Genomic DNA, 26,035 nt, shown 5'->3' on the forward strand with positions numbered 1-26,035 from the left:
ATTTCGAGCCGGATCGCCTCGGCACTGGAGCCGGCCATGCCCTTCGCGGTATGCTGGCGTTTCCGTGTCTGATATCAACCCATCGCAAAACGAAGCCGCGCAGACTCCACTCATGCGCCAGTACTGGGCCGCCAAGCGCCAGCATCCCGACGCCCTGCTCTTCTTCCGCATGGGCGACTTCTACGAGCTTTTCTACGAGGACGCCAAGGTTGCTTCGCGCGAGCTGCAGCTCACGCTCACCGCGCGCGACCGCGAGAAGACGCAGCCCATGTGCGGCATGCCGTATCACTCGGTCGAGGGCTACATCACGCGCCTGCTGCGCAAGGGCTATCGCATCGCCATCTGCGAACAGCTCGAAGACCCGAAGTTGACCAAGAAGATCGTCAAGCGCGATGTCACCCGTGTGCTCACGCCGGGCACTGCTATCGATCCCACGCTTGGCTCGAGCGAGAACAACTACCTTGCGGCCGTCCATACCGATGGCACCACCATCGGCCTGGCCTTCCTCGATCTCTCGACCGGCGACTTCCGCGCCACTGAGTTCACCGGCGCCGCCGCGCAGCAGCAGGCCGCCGATGAGCTGGAAAAGCTCGGCGCAACTGAAGTTCTGGCTAATCCGGGCAGTGGGCTGTTGGACAAAAGTCCGGAGCTGGCAGCCGCGCTCTCGCGCTCGCGCACAAAGACCAGCGTCGACGACTACGCCTTCAGCGCCGACTACGCACTGCCGCTGCTCGAGCGGCAACTCGGCGCGCTTTCGCTCGAAGGCTTCGGGCTCTCGCAGCATCGCGCGGCCGCAGTCGCCGCCGGCGTCATCGTCCACTATGTTCGCCAGACGCAGCAGAACGACGCCTCGCACGTCGACGCCATCCGCTACTACGAGCGCAACCAGCACATGCACCTTGACCAGGTGACCGTGCGCAATCTCGAGTTGCTTGAACCCATCTTTACCGACGCAGGCGCCAATGCGACGCTCTTCCGCTCGCTCGACTGCCTGATGACACCGATGGGCAAACGTCTGCTGCGCTCATCTCTCTTGCGCCCGCTCCTTGAACCAGCAGACATTCAGCATCGTTATGACGCCGTTGCCGAATGCCGGGGAGATCTCATCCAGCGCGAACAGATTCGCCGCGCGCTCGGCGGCATCCTCGATCTCGAACGCCTGCTCGCCCGCCTCTCGCTCGACAGCGCAGGCCCGCGTGACCTGCTGGCTATGGCCGCCTCGATCCGGCATCTGCCAGAACTCCGCGCCGACCTCGCATTGCTCAACACGCATCTCTGGAAGAGCGCGCACGAGCGTCTGGACACACTGGAAGACCTGCATCAGGACATTGCAGGCACGCTCGTGCCTGAGCCTCCGCTCACACTCGCCGATGGCGGCGTCATCGCGACCGGCATCCATGCCGAACTCGACGACCTGCGAGCCATCAGCCACAGCGGCCGCTCGTCCATCGCAGCCATCGAGGAACGAGAGCGCCAGCGCACCGGCATTTCCTCCTTGAAAGTTCGCTTTAACAACGTCTTCGGCTACTACATCGAGATCACAAAATCGAATCTCGCCAATGTTCCCGCGGACTACGAGCGCAAGCAAACCCTCGTTAACGCCGAGCGCTTCACGACTCCTGAGCTGAAGGAGTACGAGACCAAGGTTCTGACTGCGCATGATCGCTCCATCGAGATCGAAAAGCAGATCTTCGGCGAGCTCCGCCGGCGCATCATGGCCGGATCTGGCCGCATCCGCAAGACCAGCATGATCGTTGCTGAGATCGATCTGCTTGCAAGCTTCGCGCATCTCGCTGCAGCACGCGGCTATACGCAGCCACTGCTAGCCGAGACATCTGTCCTGGAGATTGTCTCCGGCCGCCATCCAGTCATCGAATGCCTGATGGAAGAAGCCGGCGAAGGCCGTTTCATTCCCAACAATCTTTATCTCGATACAGACGGACCCAGCCTGCTGCTGCTCACCGGCCCCAACATGGGCGGCAAATCGACCTATCTGCGGCAGGCCGCATTGCTCGCCATCATGGCTCAGATCGGCTCCTTCGTACCTGCGGAGCGCATGCGCTACGGCATTGTCGATCGCGTCTACACGCGCATCGGCGCCAGCGATAATGTTGCCCGCGGCCGCTCCACCTTCATGGTAGAGATGATGGAAACGGCGACCATCCTTAACACCGCTACATCACAGTCGCTGATTCTTTTAGACGAGATGGGCCGCGGTACTTCGACCTACGACGGCCTTGCCCTTGCCTGGGCAACCGTCGAGCATCTGCATGCCCGCGTCGGCGCGCGCACGCTCTTCGCCACGCACTATCACGAGCTCACGATCCTTGCCGAACAGCTTACAAAGCTTAAGAATCTGCGCGTTGCCGTCAAGGAATCGCCACAAGGCATCGTCTTTCTGCACTCCATTGAGGACGGCCCGGCCAACAAGAGCTACGGTATCGATGTTGCCCGTCTCGCAGGCCTGCCTGCACCGGTGATCCAGCGCGCGCGTCAGGTACTCAAGCAGCATGAGCGCTCCGAGCGCATGCAGGTTGCCGCAGAAGCTGAAGCTCCATTACAGATGACCATGTTCACACCGCTCTCGCAGCACGTCATCGACCGGCTCGAACAGACCGATGTCAATTCTCTGACTCCCCTCCAGGCACTCAACCTGCTCGAGGAGCTCAAGACCGAAATCAAGGCAGGCCAGTCCGCACGATGACCTCTCTCCGCCAGCGCGTTGGACAGCTGCTCTTCGTTGGCCTTGAAGGCCCGTCTCTCTCGGCTGTAGAACGCGCATGGCTGCGTCTCGTTGCGCCTAGCGGCGTCATTCTCTTTCGCCGCAATATCGAAAATGTCGATCAGGTTCGATCGCTGCTTCGCGAAGCGCAGAGCCTCACTCCACATTCGCAGTTCCACAGCGTCGATCTCGAAGGCGGCCTCGTCGATCGCCTGCGCGATCTCATCGCGCCCATGCCCTCACCGGCCGCGGTGTTCGCCAGCGGCAAATCACGCCTCTTCCGCCGCCATGGCGAGCTCATCGGAGCGGCGGCCCATCTCACTGGCTTCAACCAGACACTTGCCCCGGTCCTCGACCTCGCGCTGCCCTCCTCTGCCGAGGTCATGCGTACCCGCGTTGTCTCCGATACACCGCAAGAGGTCGTCGCATACGCCAGCGCTTTTCTCGATGGCCTTGCGCGCGCGAACGTACTCGGCTGCGGCAAACACTTCCCCGGCCTCGGTGGCGGCACGCTCGATTCGCATCACGCCATGCCAGCCATCGAACGCAGCTGGCCTGAGCTCTGGGATAACGATCTCGCTGTTTTCCGAGCTCTTGCCCCGCGCCTTCCAATGGTTATGGTGGCGCACGCATCCTATCCGCTCAACGAATCCACCGAGCCGGCATCGGTTTCATCATTCTGGATCGATCGCGTACTGCGCCGGAAGATCGGCTTTCGCGGCATTGTCATCTCCGACGACATGGAGATGGGCGGCATCCTCACCCAACGCTCCATCGAAGATGCTGCCATCGAGGCCATCGCCGCGGGCACGGATGTCATTGAGATCTGCAAAGATCCCGCTCTGATCCTCCGTGCCTACGAATCGCTTCTGCGTGAAGCCGAGCGCTCCGCAGCATTTCGCCGCCGCATCGAGAACGCGACCCGACGCATCGCCGCACTGCGCCGCAAACTGCCCGCTGCCTCACTGAACCGCAACATCTCCACAGCGCGCATCTCCCGCATTCGGACCGCCATCCACAAGTTCGCCGAGGAAATTGCCCGATGAAGAAGAGCATGATCGTCGCCGGCATCATGAGCGGTACTTCCGCAGACGGCATCGACGTCGCCCTGGTGCGCATCACTCCTGGCCCCTCTGGTCCGCGTCTCAAGCTGCTCGCGCACTATGCCGAGCGTTACCCCGCCAGGCTTCGCGCTGCAGTGCTCGCTGCCATGAATGCGTCTGCGATCTCCGCGGCAGAGCTTGCCCGCCTGAACTGGCGTCTTGGCCTTGCCTATGCCGATTCTGTCACCACAGCAGTGACAAAATATGGTTTTCGTCCCGATCTCATCGGTTGCCACGGCCAGACTATCTACCACCAGGGCAAAAGTGAGCCGTATCTCGGTCAGCATTTCGCGTGCACATGGCAGATCGGCGAGGCCTCACTCATTGCTGCGAAGTCCAGGGTACCCGTCGTCTCAAACTTCCGCCCCGCCGATATGGCCGCAGGCGGACAAGGCGCGCCGCTCGTTCCCTTTCTCGACTACACGCTCTTCCGCCATCCTCGGCGCGCACGCGTGCTGCAGAATCTCGGCGGCATTGCCAACCTCACGGTCATCCCACGCGATGCCTCTCCCGATCAGATCCTGGCCTTCGACACTGGTCCAGCAAACATGATCATCGATGCGCTCATGGAGCAGCTCTATGCAAAGCGCTTCGATCGCAACGGCGCCGTGGCTCGCCGCGGAAAAGTGCTCTCCGAAGTTACAAATACTCTTCTTCGCGACCGTTACTTCGCTGCACCTCCTCCCAAATCCTGCGGCCGGGAAGAATTCGGCGCCGATTACACTACGCGATTCCTGGCACTCTGCAAACAACACAGCAACTGCCCGGAAGACGCCATAGCCACAGCAACAGCCTTTACCGCCGAAACTATCGCCGATGCATGGCAACGTTTTGTCGCACCTCGCATCAACGGCCAACCCGTGGATTACATCGTTGCCGGCGGCGGTGCACAAAACCCCACGCTCATGCGCATGCTCTCCGAACGCCTTACTCCACTTGGCGCTCGTGTGCTCACCATCGATGAGACCGGTCTCCCCGCGCAAGCGAAAGAAGCCGCTGCCTTCGCTCTCCTCGCCTGGCAGACATGGCACTATCTGCCCTCGAATATCCCCGCTGCCACTGGAGCCTCCCGTCCCGCGATTCTCGGTCAGATCACCTATGCCTAATCGTCTGCTCCGTGCCGTTGCGGCCTCGCTGCTCGCCTGTGCTCTCGCTGCCTGTGGCCATCGCAGCTCCGACAGCGACACTGTCACCATGCTCATCGAGAGCAGCCCCACCAGCCTCGATCCCCGCATCGGCACCGATGCGCAATCGGAGCGCATCTACTCCCTGCTCTTCGATCCCCTCGTCGCGCGCAATAATCGATTCGGCCTCGATCCCGCGCTTGCCCTCAGCTGGCAGGTCCCTGATCCGCAGACCTACATCTTCCACCTGCGCAGCGGAGTTCACTTCCAGGATGGCCGGCCGCTTACCGCACGCGATGCCAAGTGGACCATCGACTCCATCCTCAACGGCACCGTCATTACGGTGAAATCCGGATCCTATCGAACGATACAGTCCGTCGACACACCGGATCCGCTCACGCTCGTCATCCATCTGAAGAAGCCCGATCCCGCATTGCTCTGGAATCTCTGCGACGGCGCTTTCGGCGTCGTTCCCTACGGCAGTGGCAGTGACTTCTGGCGCCACCCTGTCGGCAGCGGCCCTTTCCGCTTCGTAAGCCAGACGATCGATAAGGATGTGAACATCGAGCGCTCCCCTAATTACTGGAGTACGCCTGCACAGCTTGCGCGGGTGCGATTCGCCGTCGTACCGGATGCCACAACACGTGCGCTTGAGCTGGAAAAAGGCTCCGCAGATGTTGAGGTAAACGCACTCACGCCGGATATGATCGAAACGCTGCGCAAACAGCCCTCGCTCACAGTGGAAGACGGACCCGGGACTACGCTTGCATACACCGTCTTCAACATGCACGACCCGCTGCTCAAGGATGCACGCATCCGCCGCGCCATCGCGCTCGGGATCAACCGTCCGCTCATCATCCAGTCTCTCCTGTGCGGAGAGGCCCGAGTTGCCGACAGCGTTTTACCTCCGGAACAGCCCCTCTATTGGAGCGCTCACGGCACTCCGGATGAAGTTTCCTACAACCCGGCGCGCGCCAATGCCCTGCTCGATGCCGCCGGATATCGTCGCGGTCCTGACGGCATCCGCTTCCATCTCGGGATGAAGACATCCACCGACGAAACCACGCGCCTGCTTGCCGTCATTCTGCAACAGCAACTGTCACAAATTGGCATCGCGCTGGATCTGCGCAGCTTTGAATTCGCTACGTTCTATGCGGACCTGGTCAAGGGAGCCTTCCAGCTCGCTCCTTCGCGCTGGATCGGCGGAAACGAGCAGCCTGACATCTTTCACTATGCTTACTCGGCTACGAGCTTCCCGCCTCACGGCGGAAACCGCGGCTATTACGCCAGCCCGCAGCTCGATGCCCTGCTCGATGACGCGGCAGCCACCACCAGCGACAGCCAGCGCAGCGACGACTACCGGAAGATTCAACAGGTTCTCGCCCATGATCTGCCGTCGCTGAACCTCTGGTATCTCGATACCGTCATTGTCCACTCGCGCCGCCTCACCCATGTCACGACAGCGCCCTCAGGCAATTTCGAGTTCCTCAAGACAGCGACGTTGAGCCACTGACACGACGCTTTGGATCGTGCAAAATAAAAGGTCCCGCCACTCTGGCGGGACCTTTGCCATTCTCCTGCACTTAGCAGCGAACGATCTTCTCCGAAACAATCCCCTTGGTAGCATTGCGCGTATCCACCACCAGCTTCGACTCGCGCACGATCCGCTCGTAGTCGTAGTCCGAGTGATCGGTCACGATCAGTACGCAGTCGTATTCGCCCAGGTTTTCAAGCGGCGCGCAGTGCATGTCGAGATGATAGTGGCGCCCCTGCCCGACGTATGGGAAGTATGGGTCGTTGTAGGAGACGATCGCCCCCTTCTGTCGCAACAGCTCGATGATGGTCAGCGACGGCGACTCGCGCAGATCGTCCACATCGCGCTTGTAGGACATTCCCAGCACCAGCACCTTCGCCTTTTTCAACGCCTTCTCATGCTCGTTCAGAGCATCCGCCGTCCGCTCGATCACGTAGTACGGCATCGCCGTGTTCACTTCGCCGGCCAGCTCGATGAATCGCGTGCGGAAGTCGAACTGCTTCGCCTTCCATGAGAGGTAGAACGGATCGATGGGAATGCAGTGTCCGCCCAGCCCTGGCCCGGGGTAGAAGGCCTGGAAGCCGAAGGGCTTGGTCTTCGCCGCGTCGATCACCTCGAAGATATCGATCCCCATCCGCTCGCAAAGCTGCTTCAGCTCGTTCACCAGCGCGATATTCACGCAGCGATAGATATTCTCGAGCAGCTTCGTCATCTCGGCCGTTGCGGGCGTCGAAACCGGCACCGTGCGATTGAAGATCGTTCCATAGAGCGAAGCGGCCAGCTCCTGTGCCACCTGACCGGCTCCACCCACCACCTTTGGGATATCCCGCCGTGCCACCGTATCGTTGCCCGGGTCCTCGCGCTCGGGCGAAAAGGCCACGTAGAACCCCTCAGCCTGCGTATCGCGCGCCACGTGGAGCCCCTGCGGGTTCTTTGCCTCGAGGATTGGAATCAGCTCCTCTTCGGTCGTTCCCGGATACGTCGTGCTTTCCAGCACAATCAGCTGTCCGGTGCGGAGATGCGGCGCAATCGCCTCGGCCGTCGCCTGCACATAACTCAGGTCCGGTTCATGAAAGTCAGTCAGCGGCGTCGGCACACAGACGATCACCGCATCCATCTCCGTGATCGCGGCAAAATCGCTGGTCGCCCGGAAACCGGCCCGCTGCGCGGCCTGAATTTCGGTAGCCGGGATGCGCACGATGTATGACCCGCCCTCGTTGAGCGTCGTCACCTTCTTCTCGTCGATATCGAAACCGGTCACACGGAAGCCGGCCTCGCTGAACAACAGCATCAACGGCAAACCCACATACCCCATGCCGATCACACCGATGCGCGCCGTGCGCCCTTCGATCTTCTTTCGCCACTCTCCGGTTGTGCCCGTTACCGCCAACGCCATAAATCTCTCGACCTCTATTCCTTCTTTACAGAACCGCAACAGCCAACTGGTTATGATATCAACCAGTCTTCAAATACTGCATTTTGCTATAGATAACCCCGAGAAGCCATGAATGGGTGTGTCTTCTTTTGAATTACCAAGGTCATGTCATCTAAGTACTATTGTGCGTTACTAAAAGCCATGTTAGCGTAATCCCATACCTTCGAAGCTCGCGTGGCTATCACCATGCCATGAAAGGTAAGCAGCCTGCAGCACATCCAGTCGCTCCGCGCAGGTTGCACCCAATACTCCTTCCCCGGCCCGCGTAATTCCAGCAGTGAATGTTTTGCCTTTAGCTTGCATTGCGGCCAAGCCGCGGAAAGAGCGAGTCATGAAGTTTTCTGTATCCCATTTTCGGGAACATGCCCGATCCCTATTTTTTCGAGGACTCCTTGCACTTCTGCTGTTTTATGCCGGTAGCGCTCTGGCTGTCGCCGCAACATTGCAATTAACCGCTACCAGCGGCCAGGGTGTGAATCCAACCACCGCCTGCCTGGGACGGAACACAACGTTTACCGCAGCGCTGTCCGGCGTCGCCGCTACGGATATCACCTGGGGCCTTGACGGGGCCGGCTCCATTACTTCCGCAGGCCTTTATACCGCCCCGGACACCATGCCGTCCTCACCGACCGTCACCGTTACCGCGACATCCGGTTCCGCGACGGTCTCCTACACCATGACGCTGATCAACCCCACGCCGGCCATCGTTTCCACCACTCCGGCGAGCGTCACGGCAGGCACGACAAACGCCGTCGTTCTCAACGGCTCCGGCTTCGTCTCGGGCACCAAGGTTCTGGTCAATGGCACGGCGGTCACGACGACCTATCAGTCCATCTATCACGTCACCGCGCAGATTCCCGTTGCCGCCAGCGCTACGACCGGCGTGACCATCACCACTTCGAATCCGAGTCCGGGCGGAGGCACCTCCAATGCGCTCACACTACCGCTGAGCTCCGCCGCAATCAAGCTCACGGCCACCAGCGGTATCGGCGTCAATCCCACCACTGCCGCTCTGGGGCGGAATACCGCTCTCGTCGCCACCGTCTCCGGCACCACCAGCACGGATGTCACCTGGAGCCTCAGCGGGGCCGGTTCCATTACTTCGGCCGGCCTCTATACCGCGCCCGAGACCATGCCATCGTCCACAACGGTCACTGTCACCGCTGCACTCAGCAGCCAGCCTTCCGTGACCGCCTCCTACACGATGACGCTGATCAACCCCACACCGGCAATCGTCTCCACGACCCCGGCCGTTCTTACTGCCGGCACTACCAATACGGTCATTCTGAATGGATCAGGCTTCGTCCCCGGCACCAAGATTCTGGTCAATGGCACGGCGGTCACCACCTCCTACCAATCCATTTATCACGTCAGCGCGCAGATCCCCGTCGCCTTGAACGCAACCTCTGGCGTCACCCTCACGACCTCCAATCCAAGCCCTGGCGGCGGTGTGAGCAATGCCTATTCCCTGCCTCTCAACAATGTGACGATCAAGCTCACAGGCACGAGCGGTATCGGCGTCAATCCCACCACCGCCGCACTCGGGAGAAACACCTCCTTTGTCGCCACCGTCTCAGGCACAACCAGCACAGCCGTTACCTGGAGCCTTACTGGTGCGGGCTCCATCACCTCCGCCGGTATCTATACCGCGCCGGAGACCATGCCTACCTCGACCGCCGTCACTGTCACGGCAACACTCACCAGCGAGCCTTCCGTAACAGCGTCCTCCATGATGACGCTGATCAACCCCACGCCGGCTATCGTCTCCACGACCCCGGCCAGCATCAATCCCGGCACCACCAATACCGTAATCCTCAACGGATCGGGTTTCATCCCCGGCACCAAGGTCCTGGTCAATGGTACGGCGGTCACGACGACTTATCAGTCGATCTATCACGTCACCGCACAGATCCCGGTTGCCGCCAATGCTACCTCTGGGGTCAGCATCACCACGTCCAACGCAAGCCCAGGCGGCGGCATATCCAACGCACTCTCGCTACCCTTGAGTGCTGTCGGCATCAAGATCACTGCCACCAGCGGACAGGGAGTGAATCCTGCCACCGCTGTCCTGGGGCGGAATACCACCTTTACCTCTACGGTCTCCGGCACATCCGACACCGCCGTGACCTGGAGCCTCAGCGGCCCAGGCACTATCACTTCGGCCGGCCTCTACACTGCCCCAAACACCATGCCCTCCACGACCACGGCCACCGTTACCGCAACGCTCACGAGTGAGCCCTCGGTGACGGCAACCTATGCGATGACCCTCGTGAATCCGGTCGTCAGCATTACCGGCACGACCCCTGCCTCCCTGGGTTCCGCGACCAATACTGTTGTGCTCAACGGATACGGCTATATCCCCAGCAGCGTTGTGCTGGTCAACGGCACGGCCGTTCCTACGACGTACCAATCCATGGATCATGTCACGGCGCAGATCACGGCAACCGCCGGCGAAACCAACTCGGTTTCCATCACCGTGCAGAACCCGTCGCCGGGCGGCGGTCTGAGCCCCGCATACAGTCTGCCGGTTGCGGTCCCTGGACTCAGCTCCGTAAGCCCGTCCCAGGTGCCCACGGGTGCAACGACGCTCACAGTTACAGGCGTTAACTTCACAACTGGCACTACGGTCTATCTCAACGGCAATCCCGTCACCACCACCTACGTCTCTCCAACCACCGTTACCGCGGTGGCGCATGTCGCACCATGGAGCACCGGATCCTTGGCTGTCGGCATCTCTTCTTCCTCCACCGCGGGCGTCTTTGCCTCTCTGTCCCTGCCCATCCAGAACCAGACAACCATCAGCTACGACGCCGCTGCGCGCTTTTCTGCCCAGGCTGCCTTCGGTCCGCGTCCGGATGTCGTCGCACAGATTCAGCAACTCGGGTTCTCCGGATTTCTTACCCAGCAATTTGCACAACCGGTCTCAACTTATCCCACACCCGTACCGCTCAGCAGCAATAGCTCGCAGTCGCAGTTCACACTGAATGCCCTGCAGGGCTCCAACCTGCTCCGCCAGCGTGTGGCTTTCGCGCTCGAAGAGTTCATCGCCGTTTCAGTCATTGACAACAATGTCTACCAGACCGGGGTTCCCTGGCAGCTGCTGATGGAAAAAGACGCATTCGGCAACTTCCGTGACCTGATGACCGACGTCACATTGAACTCCACCATGGGCGTGTGGCTGAACCTGGGCAACAACTGGGCTCCGACCAGCTCCTCTGTTCACCCCAATCAGAATTACGCCCGTGAGTTCATGCAGCTGTTCACTATTGGACCAGTGATGCTCAATATGGACGGCAGCGAGGTACTCGACAGCTCAGGAAACCCTGAGCCGTCCTATGACACAGCCACGGTCCTCGATCTGTCACGCGCGTTGACTGGCTGGGCTCTCCCTGCCGCCGACAGCTCGAACTTCTCGATCAGCGGCGTGGACTATTCGCTGCCCATGCAGGCCGAAGACTCCAAGCACGACCACGGAGAGAAGACGCTCTTTGACACCACGGTTCTGCCAGCCGGCCAGACCATCACACAGGACCTGACCTCCGCCCTGGATGCGGTTTTCAATCACCAGAACACCGCGCCATTTGTATCGAAGCTGCTCATCCAGCACCTGGTCAAGAGCAACCCGACACCGGCCTACATCGCCCGCATCTCAGCGGTCTTTGCCGACAACGGACAAGGCGTCCGCGGTGACCTTAAGGCTGTCGTGCAGGCTATCCTGCTCGATCCTGAAGCGCGCAGAGGTGACACCGGTACGATGGGCAGCCTCGATGGCAACATCCAGGAGCCCATTCTCTATTACCTCAACATCATGAGCGGCCTGCAGATCGCGCCCACGGCGCAGAACTTCGTTCTTGCCGAGCAGAATCTTGGCCAATACCTGTGGGAACCGGACAGCGTTTTCAGTTACTACAGTCCTTCGTACATGATCCCGACGACCTCTATCAATTCGCCCGAATATGAGCTCTTCAACGGCAACCTGCTCGTTCAGCGCTCCCAGATTCTCTACAACATCCTGAATGGAACGCAGACTGACTTCTCCGGTGCGACCTATCGCAACACCGACTGGTTCTTTACTTACTTCTCGACCGTTCCTGACATTCTGGATGCCGTAAATCACATGTACTTCCACGACACGATGCCAGCGGCAACCATCACCGCCATTGAGTCCTACTGCGCCACGCTTTCCACGCTCAAGCAGCAACAGACCACGGCGCTTTATCTCGCTCTCAATTCCGACTCCTTCCAGGTAGCCCACTGAGGTAAATATGATCGATCGACGGAAACTTCTGCAGCTCGGACTCAAGGGTGGCGTCGCTACCGCCACCATGCCTCTCTGGATGCGTCTTGCGGGTGCCAGCGCTTATGCCCAGTCCTCCAGCAGCTACAAAGCCATCGTCTGCATTACGCTCTTCGGCGGCAACGATGGCAACAACATGATCGTTCCGCTCACCAGCGCCACGTATCAGCAGTACGCCACACTGCGACAGGGCCTTGCACTCTCCCAGTCCGCACTTCTCCCCGTGCAGGATCTGACCACGGGTGCAGCCTATGGCTTCCATCCCAGCCTGAAGAATGTCAGCTCTCTCTTTACGCAGGGATATGCATCGGTCATTGCCAACTGCGGCCCGATGGATCAACCGCTCACCAAAACGCTGTTACAGGAGAATTCCAGCCTGCTGCCGCAGATTTTCGGCTCGCATCCTGTCTCCATTGCGCAATGGGAAAGCGCCACGACGGGCAGCGCACCGAGCACCGGCTGGGGCGGACGCATCGCAGATCAGATCAGCAGCCTCTCGGGCGTTCTCCCGCCCGTGCTCAGCGTCAGCGGCGTCGGGACCTTCACTGTCGGAGCATCCACGCAGCCGGTGACGATGATGCAATCGGCTATCGGCGGCGCAGCGCTGCCTTCCGGTCTGCTTGACCCAACCAACGACATTGCCGTCATCGACGAGAGCTCTGCAAACGAGATCATCCAGCACGCCGCAGCCCTGCGTGTCTCCACGATGCAGATGCAAAACGTGCTCACGGAGAGCCAGACCGCCGGCTCCACACTGAAGACGACCTTCCCCACCAGCGCTCTGGGCCAAAACCTGCAAACCATCGCCGAGGTCATCAATGGCCGCTCCGTTGTCGGTGCCTCGCGCCAGCTCTTCTATTGCAGCACCGGAGGCTATGACACCCACGGATCGCAGCTCGCTACCCACGCCAGCCTGCTTAGCGACTTCGATTCCAGTGTTGGCGCTTTTGTCGCTGCGCTCCAAGAGATCGGCATGCTTCAGAATGTGCTGATCCTGACTCTCTCCGACTTTGGCCGCACCATGCAATCCAACTCCAACGCCGGCAGCGACCACGCCTGGGGCAATCATCAGCTCGTCCTCGGCGGAGGCCTGACCGGCAAGCGCCTTATCGGGTCGCTGCCCGACTTCGATCTCGGCGGAAGCCAGGATTACACCGGCCAGGGCGTATGGATTCCGGGCATAGCCACGCAGCAAATTGCCGGCGCTGCGGCCTCATGGCTCGGCCTCGGCTCCAGCCAGATCGCCAACATCTTCCCCAACCTGTCGGCCTTCTCCAGCAGCACCTTCACGCTCTAAAAGAGCCTGACGCAAAATGGGCGCAGAATCCTCCTCAAGAGGACTCTGCGCCCTGTGTTTTGGAACTATGGTGATGGAAACCTGTTATGCCGTGCGCCGCTGCGCTGCGGCAATCACCTCTGCATAGACCTGCTCGAGCTCCATGGTCTGCTTCACGATGTCGAATTGCTCCCGCACCCACTCGACACCGCGGCGACTCGCCCGTTGCCAGGACTGATCGTCGCCCAGGTAATGCATCAGCCCCTCGGCGAGGTGCTCCGTATCCCGTTCTCTGGCCAGAAAACCCGTTTCACCATGGCGCACCACCTCCGGGATACCTCCGTGTGCAAAGCTCACGACAGGAACCCCCATGGCTTGAGCCTCGGCGAAGACCATGCCAAATCCCTCGCTGTCACCATTCCGCGCGGTAATACTCGGCACACAGAAGACTCTGCTGACCTGCAACGTACTGCGGACTACACTGTTCGGCTGAGCTCCGAGAAAACGTGCATTGATACCGAGAGTCGACGCCAGCTGCTCCATCTGCGCACGCAGCGGTCCGTCACCAATCACCGTCAACTGTGCCGATGGCCGCTCCTTTTGCACCAGCGCCATCGCACGCAGCAGGAATTCGCACCCCTTCTTCTCCACCATCCTGCTGACAAACAAGACCGTATCTGCAGCTGGGATCTGGCCGGAAGGCTGGAACTGCGACACATCCACACCGATGTGGTGCACCCTCAACTTCTCTGCCGGAAATCCGACCTCAAGAGCCTTCTGCCGGATGAACTCCGAGACGCAGAGGAAAAGCGATGCCCGTTTCCATAGCTTTGCGTAGGTAGTCGGAGAATTGCGCGGAATCGTCACGTCATATCCATGCAGAGTGACGATCAGAGGAAGGTTCAGCGTCTCCGCCAGGTGTGTTGCGGTCAATGCGTCCGGTGCGAAATGCGCATGCAGCAGATCTGCCTTTACGCTGGCGGCTCGACGATGAAAGAGCGGAGCCACCCATGTCGACCAGTACAACCGCTTGCGAATGCGGCCGGCGACGGAAGGCTCACCGGTAAGAAGAATGGAGTCCCTGGGCACGTCGAGGCTGCGCACAGCCCGGCAAAGACCGATAAAGCGAGGCTCAAACGCCCGCAGAGCGCTCGCCTGCGCAGCAATAAATGTCTCGCTGATAGGAAGGAGGTCTGTCCGATAGATCAGAACTCTCCGCTTGTTAAGCGTCACGAGATTCCTGCGGAGTACTCCTTATCGCCTTTGCGGTCAGATGGGCGCTGTGAGCCACGCAGCCCACGAAATGAAGCATAGTAAAGCACCCTTTTCCGGACATCCGGCGACATGATTTTCCTTAGATATGGATATACCATACCGTTCAACAGCAACAGCCACAAGATCTTCGCATCCAGTGCACCATACTTGCGGCAATCGCTCACCAGCGAGAAACGCTTACGTAAAGGGACCCCCTCCTGCGCTGCCAGATTCATCGGCAGAATGGCGAGGTAGGATGACAGTGCCTTCGGCGTGAAGATTTCCCGGTTACCTACTGCCCAGTTCCGGCAGTCCTGCCAGTCCATGCTCCCGGTGATCCGTTTCCGTTTCCGCTCGTTGTAGAAAATGCTCAATACTTCCGGCACCAGAGCTACGCTCACACCCGGCAGACGCAGCGAGCGCAGCAGCCAGTCCGTATCCTGGTTGCGCTTAAGCCCCTTGGTGAAAGGCGCTTCCAGGAAAAAGCTGCGCGAGATCAGCCATGTCGAGGTCTGGGGAAAGCCCTCCATTAAACCGAGCCAGGAAACTTCGCTGTACAGAAAATCGCTGATCTTCTGGCCAGGAGCCAGAAACCGCCGCGGACGGACCAGCTCGGTGTCGCCCATCTGGTCCAGGTATTGGCAGGCAACCAGAATGCGGGGGCCAGGAAGTGTTTTTGCCACCGCCAGCTGCTTTTCGATCTTCTCCGGTAACCACTCGTCATCGTCGTCCAGCAGTGCGATCCATTCCCCGACTGCTGCTCGCGCGCCAACATTCCGGGCCTCCGAACCGCCGACATTATCCTCCAGCGCGAGAACACGGACGCGGGCATCCCCGATGGCATGGAGTGCGGAGACCGTTTCTTCATCAGGGCCGTCCACGACCACAATGACCTCGATCTCCTGAAAGGTCTGACGCAGTACGCTCCGCACCGCGCGGCATACGAGTGCCGGACGGTTTCGTGTAGGAATCACAGCGCTGACTTGATAGGACACCTGTCGAACCTTCTCCTTATTCCATATCCCAACGGGATTGCCACTTCGACTTGAGCCAGGATTTCCACCATTTTCCCATGCCCGCATTTTCTCCGCTGTACCCGATCGGTCAGCCACCGTTCAGTGACTTGGACGCGATTTCACCTGAACCGCGTTCGCAGGCACATCCTGCCTCACCTGCGCCGGCATGCGCACCTTCCGCAAATCATTTTCTCCGAATGCGATGTTCTGGCTTGCTGATCCGGAGATAGCGGCGTAAACGGCTGCCGGCTCAAGCGCCACGCAGCGCTCAATAGACGCATTCTGCACATTTTGCAGCTCTACAAAAGCCTGCGGATTGGCCGTCCCCGTCGCATCCACATCGGTCAGAGTCAAGCCATTCACATCTTCAAAATGGAGTGTCGCTCGCGGATCACCCACATTCGAGTGAAAGTGAACATCGTTCAGTGCAATCGACTCTGCATGGCGGCAGTAAAGCCCAAAGGATGGAAGCCTGCCGAACATTTTCGATTCCGGATACCCGTTCGGAGTGTCCGGTACCACACTGCCTTTCCATGCCATCTGTCCCGGCTCATCCGTGCTGATCTGAATATTTTCAAGCGTGATTCCACGCACCGGAGACCCAGGAATCCCGGTGATGGAAGACGCCATGATCGCGCCGGTCGCCCTTATGTTCGAGATCTTTACATTCTGCAGACGCCCGGACATCATCGCATCCTTCTTCTTATAAGAGTTCTGCAGGCGAACGAAGATCGGAGCCCGAACATTTTTCATCGTGATATTCGATATCGAAACACCGTCGATCCAACCGTTATCTGTCATCTCGACCGAAACGCCGCCGATTGCCCGTTCATTGATCTTGTCCGCGGTACAGATGATCTCCGAATCTCGAAAGGTGATGTTCTGGAATCCTCCATACCCTTCGACGCCGACCTTAAACCCATTACACGTTGTGTTGATCCGGCAGTTCCATACCTCGATATTGCGAGAAACCGGCGTCGGCCCATACGGATTGAAGGTCTTCACACAGATCGCATCGTCGCCCGTCTCCACATCGCAATCCACGATCTGCACATTCTGACAGCCTGTCGGATCGATCCCATCGGAGTTGGGAATATTGAAAGGATTACGAACCTTGACGCCACGAATCAGCACGCTATTGCAAGCTACCGGTCGCAGCGTCCACCCCGCAGAGTTCTGCAGCGTCACGCCTTCCACCCGCACGCGCGAACATTCGCCCAACTCCACCATCGGCGAGATATAGTGAACCAGCTTCCAATGCGCGCCCTCTACCTCTTTCCATGCATTGTCCGGGGATGGTTCCGGCACACCATTGGGAGCAATCTGGCACTGCCCGTCGATCACTCCCTGCCCCGTGATCGCGATATCCTGCTGCCGCAAAGCGAAGATCAGATGCTGTACCAGTACACCTTTCAGAGCAGTCAGCGCCTCTGCGGGCAGAGTGTAGTCACCCATATCTCTGCTGCCCAACAATACCGCTCCAGCCTGCAAATTGAGCTCTACATGGCTCTTGAGTACCAGCGTGCCTGTCAGATAGCGCCCAGGCGAAAGCGACACAACACCGCCGCCCGCAGACGCACAGGCATCAATCGCCTGCTGCAGGGCCTGTGTATCCTTAGAGGCTCCGTCGCCGCGTGCTCCAAAACGGCGAGGGTCCCATACTCCGATGCCTGCCTGCTGCGCATACGTGTTTAGCGGAGTTCCAGCCAACCACCCGGCAGCCGCCAGCCCAGCCGCACCCTTCGCTGCACCCTTGATCCACGATCTGCGATTCATCCCCTGCCCCATTGCCTGATCTATACGTAACGGTATGGATTACATTTCGTAGTTCAGGTTTTCAGACCCACGACTACGCGCCGCCAGCGCCTCACCCGCAACACCGAATACTTTCCAATAGGCTCTCCGCGCTGCCGCCGGATGGTACTTGCGCAGCACAAGTTCTCTTGCCCGGCGTCCATATTCTGCGGCCAGAGATCGATCTCCGAAGAGCCGGTTCAGCTGCGCTGCGAGGTCCTTTGCTCGCCCGCTCTCAAAGAGCATGGCCGCATATCCATCTTCCGTAATCTCTTCATGCACTTCCAGATCGCTGAAGATACACGGAAGACCATGCCCCATCGCTTCCAGGCTCACCATGGGCAAGCCTTCAGGCCCCATCGACGGCATCACAAAAACATCCGCTCGCCTGTAAAAGACCTCCGTGTCCTTTCGAAAACCGGCGAACTCTACATTTACCCCTTCCGCCATGGACTCGAGCTCTTTCCGGTACGTGCCGTCTCCTACCACGGTGAGCTTTGCCTCAGGCACCCCACGCAGAGCATCTATCACAAACTGCACGCCCTTGTAGCGCTCCAGCCGCCCGACATACAAAATCTCCCAGCCTTCATGAGCCTGATTCCATTCTTTCGGGGTATCTGGAATTTTGCTCACCCAGTTCGGGATCACAGTCATCTTCTCTGCGGGGAGGATTCGCCGCACGGCGCGCCCAACTGTTTCAGAGACACAGACGGTATGCGTTGCAAATCGCACAAATGTCTTTGAGGCCAGACGCGGAAAGTACTTGTGTGGGCTGCGGAACCATGAGTAGAGATCATCTTCAAATGGACCATGCCGCGTGTAGACGGCCTCACGTCCCAGCATCCGTGCAGGAAGCAGATACAGCGACTCCAACAGGCCATTCACCTGTATGACATCGATCCTCCGCAGAAGCAGGACGAAGAGAATGACTGCAAGCCCCACGACGAAACGCAGTGGCTTGAAGATTCCCTTGAATGCCGGCACCATGGAAACCCGCACTCCAGCACGGCGCAACACCTCGGCCAGTTCCGGCAGGATACATACGGCAAATAGATCCGCATGGCCATCCAGCATCCCGGCCAGGCCGATCAGGTAAGACTCCACGCCTCCCATCGACGCGCCCAGGTCGATAAAAAGGATTCGTTTCTGCTTGCTTGCCATCGCTTCCCTGTTTACTCCCTGTATTGCCTAGGCCGTCTGTAGTAGACATCGCCATTCCGTGCAAAAAGGGGGCAGTCGCGTGAAGATGCTCCGCAGACGCCCCCCTGGTGTTGTTTGTGATCGAGGAGGTTTTGCCTCAGGAGTGCCCGGCGATCTCTGCCGAACCCCCATTCACAGGTTACGTGTTCAGCTCCTGTCCCAGCTTCATCACCCGAGGCTGCCCAGCGGTGAAGCCACCGAGAATGCCTCTGCAGTGTGCAAAGCAGAGCCCTGCGGCCGCGATCTTACCCCGCAGCGTAACCAGAACGGCCCGTGCCAGATCATAGGCCGCCAGCATCAGCCATAGAGAATAGAGCGAATGCTTGCGCAATACGCGTCCCATCCCGCGACCATAGCTGACAGCACGCTCCTGGACAATCTGGCTGCTCAGCATATCCCGCCGAGGGTGACCGATGCTCCATGTACGATCGAAGCGCCCGCGGAAGCCCAGTTCCATCAACTGAAGGATGAAGTCTGTCTCATCACCGCAGCCAAACGAAGTTCCAGCGCCAGGCCCAATCGTTTCATCAAATGCCGCTTCTCTGGCTACCGGGGTATTCCGCAGAAAAAGGCTGGAACAGAAGGTGGTCCGGAAAATATTGATCGGACGCAGATCGCACGAACTCTGAATCCACCGGTTTCCGCTTGCAATGCCTTCTTCATCGATAGCACCGACAGCCAGGATGTCGTATTTCTCATGGGTCCGGAACCATTGATCGACATTCGCCAGAAGCCCATCCGTGTACCAGCAGTCGTCATCCGGAAACGCGACGATCTCTCCCCTGGCCTGCATGAACCCGGCATTTCTCGCCCGCGATGCTCCAGGCGGAGACACGATATGCCGATAAGGCACACGGTTGGCAAACTCAGAGAGGAGTACCGCAATGCGGTCGTCACGATTCTGATCGACGACAATTAATTCATAATCCGGATAATTCTGTCGCACCAGCGAATGCAGAAGCACCCGTAGCTCGTCGGTGCGTCCATAGGTGGCGACGACTAAAGAAAATCGGGGCAATGTATCACCTCGCATGGAACAGTATGTTTATGTTTTTCGTCAGCATGGAGTCTTTCTCAACTTGTTTTTAGCGCATAAATTCATGCAAGAACATAAATCGATCCACATGTTCCCACATTAGTACCGGCTCTCGAGCTTGCCGGCACTTCGATGCCACTCTCCTGAGCTGCGCCAACGATTTCCAGCAATTCTCCGCCGCTCAACTACTTTCAGTTTCGGGAGAAAGAAGCGCTATTTCGTTTCCAGCTTCTACTCCGTCTGCCGAAATACTCCTATGGTTCGTGCAACATCCTGCAAATTTGCCAGGTACTATGCGGCTGCCGCGACAGCCTGGCGGGTTGCGGTGCGCGAAAGCCGCGCCACAATGACCCAGTTCATGATGCCCAGGCCACCATCGGTTAAGAGGCTGGCCCAAGCAGCACCCAGCCATCCGTGCCTTGGAATCAGCCACAGATTCAGGCAAAAGTTGAAGGCTGCCGCAACGCATTGGCTTGTTGTACGGTACTTCTGCATGCCGGAACCAGTCAGAGCCGATCCTGTCATTTGATGCACACTGCGGAACACCGGAATCAGGCATAGCCAACGCAGCGCCGAAACACTCTGCGCATAATCATGACCCACGACATAAGGCACCAACGGAGCCAGCAGAAACATTCCCGCTGCACCGGCCAGTCCCAGCCAAAACGCCTTACGCAGCAATGTGCGTCCTAGCTCGGCGGCGTGATCGATGCCTTTTGCTCCCTGCTGGAAGAACCTCGGCATCGCCGCGTCGCGCAGAGAAAAAATCGGAATTGTTGCGATCTCAACTACGCGATAGGCCATGGCATAAATACCGTTGGCCACATTCATGCCGTAATGGCTCAGCATGGTTTTATCGAGATCGTTATAAGCCGAAGACGTCGATTGCGAGAACGAGTATTGCAGCCCCTCGCCAGCATGCCGCTTTGCCAGCGAGAAATCGAATTTGGGACGGCCGAAGTTCATCGAGACTGCCACCACGGCCACAACCGCTCCGATCAGCGAAACGATCAGCGAAGCGATCACCCACTGTCCTGCCGTCGCACGATGCATGGTCACGACCATCACCGCCGCTGCAATCAGGCGCATGACATTGGTCAGCAGGTTCATCATCGCGGTCACGCGCATCTTCTCGAAGGTCTGAAACACGCGTCCTGCGGCAAAACCCATCTGCGTGCAGAAGCAGATACTAATTGCCGCCGGAAAAACGATCGCCGCGCTCTCCGGGTTGAGGATGTAGTGGCCGATCAGATGGAGCACAAAAGAAACCACCAGGCTCAAACCACATACAAACAGCAGCACGTTGCCCCAGTATGGGGCGAAGCGCGTCTTGTCCGCACTCACATAACGGAGAAAAACGGTATCGGAACCAAGAGAGCTATACTGCCCCACCAACGAGACCAAGGCAAAGGTTCCGGCATAGACGCCATATTGAGCCGTCCCCAGCAGACGCGCCAACAGGATGAAATAGAGCGCCTGCGAGATCAGTCCCAGTCCCTGCCCTAGAAACATCCAGCCAGCATTGCGTGCCAGTGTGCTCTTCTTGAGCTTTTGCAACTCCGCTTGCAACAACTTCATGCAGTCACCAAAGCTCTCTGCCGCTTTACTTCCATGGCCAGACAAGCATTGGAAAACACAAGGATCGTCCACTCAATCGAATGCGGAATCATGTAGCGCTGACCATCTACCAGAGCAAGTACTTCGACAAAGATCATGGACATATACCAGAGCGCGTACCCCGGCGTATCGGAGCGATAGCACTGAATCGCACGCCATACTCCCTGTCCTAGAATCGCAAGGATCAGGATCACGCCGACCAGTCCCACTTCAAGACAGAGCTGGAAGAGTGCATTCTCTGCATTCGCCAACCCAGGGGCGCCGGAAGCCAAAGCCAGGTGGATCGCCTCGCCCTTGAATCCGATCCAGAACGCGTCATAGCCAAATCCGAAGAGAGGCCGTTTCATGATGGAGAGAAACACCGCGTGCCAGATGATGGTGCGTCCGCTCAGCGTAGCGCTCTTATCCATCAGTTTCAGCAGCTCTGCGCGGTAAAGATAGATCAGGCATCCGGCTGCAGTTGCCAGGGCGGGAAGCGTCGAAATCACCAGTATCCGCTCAAGCACGCTGAAGCGGCGAAGGTTCTTCGCCAGGTAAACAAACAACAGGCAGCACAACAACACCAGCCAGCCGGTACGCGAAGTGGAGATCGCACTCAACACAACAGCGCAAAACAAATAACTTGCTTTCTTGAATGCTGCCGAATTTCCCTTAAATCGGTAAAAGTACGCCGGCAACATAAAGATGGCAGTCAATACGCCACAGATATTCTTGTGCGGATAGATGCCCTCGCAACCGATGGTGTGATTCTTGTAATCAATCCCAGCCTTCGGCATGCCTCCGATGATGAGAAAGCTTCCCAGGGTTGCCACTAATCCCACCAACAGGAAAAGCTGCATCTGCTGTTTCGGCTTAAAGCGTACGGCAAGAAAGATGGCGAATACGGTATTGATCACCACCGTTATGGCAAAGGCAAAACTTCGCTTGGGCTCCTGCGACCAGACGGTAGAAAACACGGCCCAGAGCGGAAGCGCAAAGGAAAGCTTGTTTTCCAGGATGACAGGCATCAACTGCTTCATATACGGAAATACAGCCAGACAGATGATCCCGTAGTAGAAGCAAAGCTCCAGGGAGTGCAGAGCCGAGCCACTCCCGTAATTCGCGATCATCAGCGATCCGTAGATGCCGGTCTGCGCATTGTTCTGCGCCGTGTATTCGAAGGAAAAGTTTCCGCGCACCGCGAAAAAGAGCAGCGGCAGCACAAGTATGTACGTGATCACCATCCGGTAGGCCGAGATTTCGCTCGGCGCACCGGTATGGTTCTCACTACGCCTGAGCACAGGGAAAGCAAAGGGCGCTGTCATCGTTGCCATGTCATGCCTTCCTCTCCATGCATCAGTTGATTTTTCCGCTTGCGCATCGTATCGATCCCTATTTCCTTAGAAAACGAACACAGACGCGTTCGTAGCCGCGGCGAGAATCGAGGTCACGCCAAGAGCAGCGTTCTTGGTGAAGCTGAACGGCACATAGAGGATGTCATTTGCCTGCAGAACCTCATCCGGATGCTTGCCCTTCTGCATGTCTCCCAGGGGAAGCTTGATGTCTTCGATCTTTCCATCCGGACCGCGGCGCACCAGGCGCACATGTCCGAGGGATGCCGTATGATTCGCGCCTCCGGCAAGCGAAACCAACTGCAGAACAGTCAGGTGAGAGTCGTTGTTATAGATCGGGAATCCGCCCGGACGTCCCAGATCGCCCAACGCAAAGACCAGCTCGGCCTTGGCCACACGCACGGTATCACCCGGATAGACCATCGTCTCCCGTGTATGCAGAGCTTCCGCGTTTGCCGGCTTCACGCCTGGCGCTGCGGAATCCGGCACGGTCAACGGCCAGTTCGAGGAGTAGTATGTCACCATCTCGCCGGTGCCATGGCGCTGAATGATGACATTGCGATCAGCATCGGCCTGCAAACCACCTGCCAGGGCAAGCACCTCGGCTACCGTCTTCGCCGCTGTTACTGGATACGAGCCGGGCTGCCGCACTTCGCCCAGGACCGAGATATTCTGCGTGGCGAACTGTTCCACCACCACCGAGATCTTCGGGTTGACGAGGAAATGTTCGTTCACCAGCTGAGTTCCGATAGCATTCGCCGCCTGCTCGGGAGTCATGCCGGCGATCTTTGCATTCCCGCCCACCATGAGCGGAACCTCGCCGCTCTCTGTCACCCGGGCATGCTGCTCGAGCTCGGGAGCATCCAGCACCGTGATGTGCACCATGTCCCCTGGTCCGATCAGCAACGCATCCTGCTGCGCCCAGGAGGCTCGTGCAAAGCCGAAGGTTACCGCAAGAAGAAGGAGAAGCAAGGACTTAGAGGGTTTCATGAACATTCTCCATGTAATAGTGCGAAGTCTTCTCGCCGAAATAGCTGTGATAAGCATCGGAGTTCATCGTTACGCCGTTGAGTACCACGCCAATGGAAGAGCGCGGTGTGCGCGAAGCCAGCAGATGGAAGGCTCGCTTGAGTGAATCCTGTGTTGTAGAAGCCTGTCTGGCCACCAGCAGCGTAGAATCAGCCAGCTCAGCAAGAATCAGAGCATCCACCACGGGCAGCAGCGGAGGAGTGTCGATCAAAATCAGGTCGAAGCGTGTACGAAGATCCGAGATCAGCTTGCCCATATTGGCCGAGCTCAAAAGCTCCGATGGATTCACCGGAACCGGCCCAGACGGTAAGAGAGAGAGATTCGGCACGCCATCCACGGTGAGGATGTGCGGAACCTGCTCTTCTTCTGTCAGCAGCAGGCTGAGCCCGTCCTTGCCCGAGAACTCAAGCCCCTTCTTATCCGAAGGCTTACGCAGATCTGCATCGATGAGCAGCACCCGCTTGCCCTGCTGGGCTGTGCTCACGGCCAGGTTCTTCGCGGTCAGGCTCTTGCCTTCCCCAGGGCTGGCGCTTGTCACCACCACGACGCGCGGCGGCTCCATGGTCGTCCGTGTCGGCGTCAGCGATGCCCGCAGTCCGCGCATCGCTTCGCTGTACGCCGAACGCGGTGCGTTCAGCGTGCGGACATGTTGAATGCCGTCCAACGCGCGCTTTTCTTTGCTGTACCTGGGCAGGATGGCCACCAGCGGCACACCCAGACGGTCCAGCTGCTCCACGGTCTGGATGCGACGATCCATCGCCTCGGCAATCAGCGCACCGGCTAAGCCAAGCACCAGGCCGCCAAAGGCAGCGATCAGCAGATACAGAGGTACATTCGGCTTCTTCGGCTTCGCAGGTACGCGGCCTGGATCGACGACCGTAATATCGGAAGCCTTCAACCCTTCCAGCACGCCGGCTTCTTTTAACTTGCGCAGCAGATCTTCATAAAGGCCGCGGCTTTGCGTCGCTTCCTCGCGCAGAATCGAATAATCGATCGCTTTATCCTTGAGCGCATCGGCTGCCTGACGATTTGCCTCGTACTGCGCCCGCGAATCGTTCTCTGTCTTCTGCGCGATCTCGTAGTCGCTCTTGGCACGGGCCTGCACGCGGGAAACTTCATCGGAGATGGCCTGGTTCACCTTGTCGAGCGAAGCACGCAGCTCGACCATATGCGGGTAGGCTGAACCATAATGCTTTTCACCGCTGGCAATTTCCGTCTCAATATTGGCCTGCTGCAGGCGCAGATTCTGGATCAGGCTCAGTGCATTGGTGACAGCCGGAGCAGTATCCGCAGTGGAAGTACCGCCCAGCTCTGAAATCAGCTCTGCATTGCCGCTTTCAACAGCCTTGTATACCGCTTCCTTGAGAATACGGTTCTGCGAAGCAACCGAAAGCGCGGCCGTCGACTGCTGCAGGCGATCGAGAACGTCGGAATAAACCTGTTCCCGCCCCTGGTTGTCGGTGCCGAAGCTGTAGATACCGGTCTGCTTCTCGAGAGCAGCCAGCTTCTCCTGTTCTTCCTCACTCTGCTTGCGCAGATCGCCCAGCTGTCCGGTAAGCCAGGTTGCCGCCTCAGAGGTCGAGTTCACGCGCGTCTGGAAGGCATAATCGGTCAGCGCCTGGATCAGGTGATTCACTACCGCAGCCGCAACCTTCGGATCCGAGTTCGTGAAGTCGATCTCAATCAGGCGAGTGCCGCTCACGGACTCTGCCTTCAGGTTTGCAGCAAAGATCTTCAGCAGACGCGTCCGGCGCGCCGGCGAATTTTCGAGCGAGGCTCCCGGAGGATCGGCAATGCCTTTCGGAGCAAAGAGCCCCATCACCCAGCCGATCGGATTGAAGTGCGGCTGGAAGTCGCGATTCTTCTCCAGGTTCAGATCCTCGATGACGCGCAGCGCCAGCGTGTCCGACTGCAGAATCTGAGACTGTGTCTCGAGATTGATGTTTGCGGCCAGAGCATCGTCTCCACCACCGGCAGCGGCATTGTTCTGCAGGTCAGACATGCTGAGACCCGAATCCGTGTCTTTCTGCAGCTGCACAATACCCGTCGCCATATAGCGGCGCGTTGCAAAGATGCAGTACAGAATGGCCAGCAGCAAGATTGCGCCAAAGATCGAATAGACCGTCCGGCGCCGCCTGCGGATGATCTTGGAAAGATCACCCAGCGTAAGGCCGGGCTCGACGTGAGTTGGCGGTGCTTCAAGCAGGTAGTTATTCATGTGCTAATTTCCTATACTGCAAATTTTTTGAAGATAGACCGATCGTCTT

16 protein-coding genes are annotated in these 26,035 nt (G+C 58.6%); 6 read left to right on the forward strand and 10 right to left on the reverse strand.

Going from position 1 to position 26,035, the window contains the following annotated elements; translation table 11 throughout:
• Positions 1–64: 64 nt before the first annotated feature.
• Genes mutS through ESZ00_RS12075 form a run of 4 tightly spaced genes read left to right on the forward strand, consistent with a single transcriptional unit; the run spans position 65 to position 6,462 of the window.
• Positions 65–2,704 carry a DNA mismatch repair protein MutS gene (gene mutS / locus ESZ00_RS12060; protein WP_373283925.1) on the forward strand — a complete coding sequence of 880 codons (2,640 nt, stop codon included), beginning with the start codon at positions 65–67 and terminating at the stop codon, positions 2,702–2,704.
• Positions 2,701–3,768 (forward strand): beta-N-acetylhexosaminidase, encoded by a 1,068-nt coding sequence (gene nagZ, locus ESZ00_RS12065; RefSeq protein ID WP_129208515.1) that lies wholly within the window; start codon positions 2,701–2,703, stop codon positions 3,766–3,768. Before mutS ends, nagZ begins: the two co-directional genes overlap by 4 nt.
• Positions 3,765–4,931, forward strand: a complete 1,167-nt coding sequence (locus ESZ00_RS12070; RefSeq protein WP_229741220.1) for an anhydro-N-acetylmuramic acid kinase — start codon at positions 3,765–3,767, stop codon at positions 4,929–4,931. Before nagZ ends, ESZ00_RS12070 begins: the two co-directional genes overlap by 4 nt.
• Positions 4,924–6,462: an ABC transporter substrate-binding protein gene (locus ESZ00_RS12075; RefSeq protein ID WP_229741221.1), complete on the forward strand. Its 1,539-nt coding sequence runs from the start codon at positions 4,924–4,926 to the stop codon at positions 6,460–6,462. Before ESZ00_RS12070 ends, ESZ00_RS12075 begins: the two co-directional genes overlap by 8 nt.
• 70 nt (positions 6,463–6,532) lie before the next feature.
• Here the strand turns inward: ESZ00_RS12075 and ESZ00_RS12080 are convergent, their stop codons facing one another.
• Positions 6,533–7,879: a nucleotide sugar dehydrogenase gene (locus ESZ00_RS12080; RefSeq protein ID WP_129208516.1), complete on the reverse strand. Its 1,347-nt coding sequence runs from the start codon at positions 7,877–7,879 to the stop codon at positions 6,533–6,535.
• 481 nt (positions 7,880–8,360) lie between these two features.
• On the opposite strand from ESZ00_RS12080, the gene ESZ00_RS12085 reads away from it, so the two are divergent.
• Together ESZ00_RS12085 and ESZ00_RS12090 are read left to right on the forward strand one after the other, a co-directional pair.
• Complete coding sequence (locus ESZ00_RS12085) at positions 8,361–12,176, forward strand: DUF1800 family protein (protein WP_164981486.1); 3,816 nt, start codon at positions 8,361–8,363, stop codon at positions 12,174–12,176.
• A gap of 7 nt (positions 12,177–12,183) precedes the next feature.
• Entirely contained in the window at positions 12,184–13,512 is a 1,329-nt protein-coding gene (locus ESZ00_RS12090; protein WP_129208518.1) for a DUF1501 domain-containing protein, read from the forward strand.
• 84 nt (positions 13,513–13,596) lie between these two features.
• Here the strand turns inward: ESZ00_RS12090 and ESZ00_RS12095 are convergent, their stop codons facing one another.
• The 9 genes from ESZ00_RS12095 to ESZ00_RS12135 all read right to left on the reverse strand — a co-directional run bounded on the left by ESZ00_RS12095 (position 13,597) and on the right by ESZ00_RS12135 (position 25,986).
• A complete protein-coding gene (locus tag ESZ00_RS12095) occupies positions 13,597–14,724 on the reverse strand; it encodes a glycosyltransferase (RefSeq protein ID WP_129208519.1) in 1,128 nt (375 codons plus the stop codon).
• Positions 14,721–15,827: a glycosyltransferase family 2 protein gene (locus ESZ00_RS12100; RefSeq protein WP_129208520.1), complete on the reverse strand. Its 1,107-nt coding sequence runs from the start codon at positions 15,825–15,827 to the stop codon at positions 14,721–14,723. The genes ESZ00_RS12095 and ESZ00_RS12100 overlap by 4 nt, the downstream gene beginning before the upstream one ends.
• A 33-nt stretch (positions 15,828–15,860) precedes the next feature.
• On the reverse strand, positions 15,861–17,537 hold the full coding sequence (locus ESZ00_RS12105; protein ID WP_164981487.1) for a glycoside hydrolase family 28 protein: 1,677 nt from the start codon (positions 17,535–17,537) through the stop codon (positions 15,861–15,863).
• Positions 17,538–17,576: 39 nt separating this feature from the next.
• Positions 17,577–18,716, reverse strand: a complete 1,140-nt coding sequence (locus ESZ00_RS12110) for a glycosyltransferase family 4 protein (RefSeq protein ID WP_129208522.1) — start codon at positions 18,714–18,716, stop codon at positions 17,577–17,579.
• Positions 18,717–18,894: 178 nt separating this feature from the next.
• The gene (locus ESZ00_RS12115) at positions 18,895–19,773 is read right to left on the reverse strand and encodes a glycosyltransferase family 2 protein (RefSeq protein ID WP_164981488.1); all 879 of its coding nucleotides are present in this window, start codon (positions 19,771–19,773) and stop codon (positions 18,895–18,897) included.
• 309 nt (positions 19,774–20,082) lie between these two features.
• Positions 20,083–21,369 (reverse strand): flippase, encoded by a 1,287-nt coding sequence (locus tag ESZ00_RS12120; protein ID WP_129208524.1) that lies wholly within the window; start codon positions 21,367–21,369, stop codon positions 20,083–20,085.
• A complete protein-coding gene (locus ESZ00_RS12125; protein WP_164981489.1) occupies positions 21,366–22,517 on the reverse strand; it encodes an O-antigen ligase family protein in 1,152 nt (383 codons plus the stop codon). Before ESZ00_RS12125 ends, ESZ00_RS12120 begins: the two co-directional genes overlap by 4 nt.
• Positions 22,518–22,787: 270 nt before the next feature.
• Positions 22,788–23,729, reverse strand: a complete 942-nt coding sequence (locus tag ESZ00_RS12130) for a polysaccharide biosynthesis/export family protein (RefSeq protein ID WP_164981490.1) — start codon at positions 23,727–23,729, stop codon at positions 22,788–22,790.
• Positions 23,716–25,986, reverse strand: coding sequence for a GumC family protein (locus tag ESZ00_RS12135; RefSeq protein WP_129208527.1), 2,271 nt, complete (start codon positions 25,984–25,986; stop codon positions 23,716–23,718). The genes ESZ00_RS12130 and ESZ00_RS12135 overlap by 14 nt, the downstream gene beginning before the upstream one ends.
• Between the last annotated feature and the right edge of the window lie 49 nt (positions 25,987–26,035).

Source organism: Silvibacterium dinghuense, from assembly GCF_004123295.1.
Lineage (GTDB): Bacteria > Acidobacteriota > Terriglobia > Terriglobales > Acidobacteriaceae > Silvibacterium > Silvibacterium dinghuense.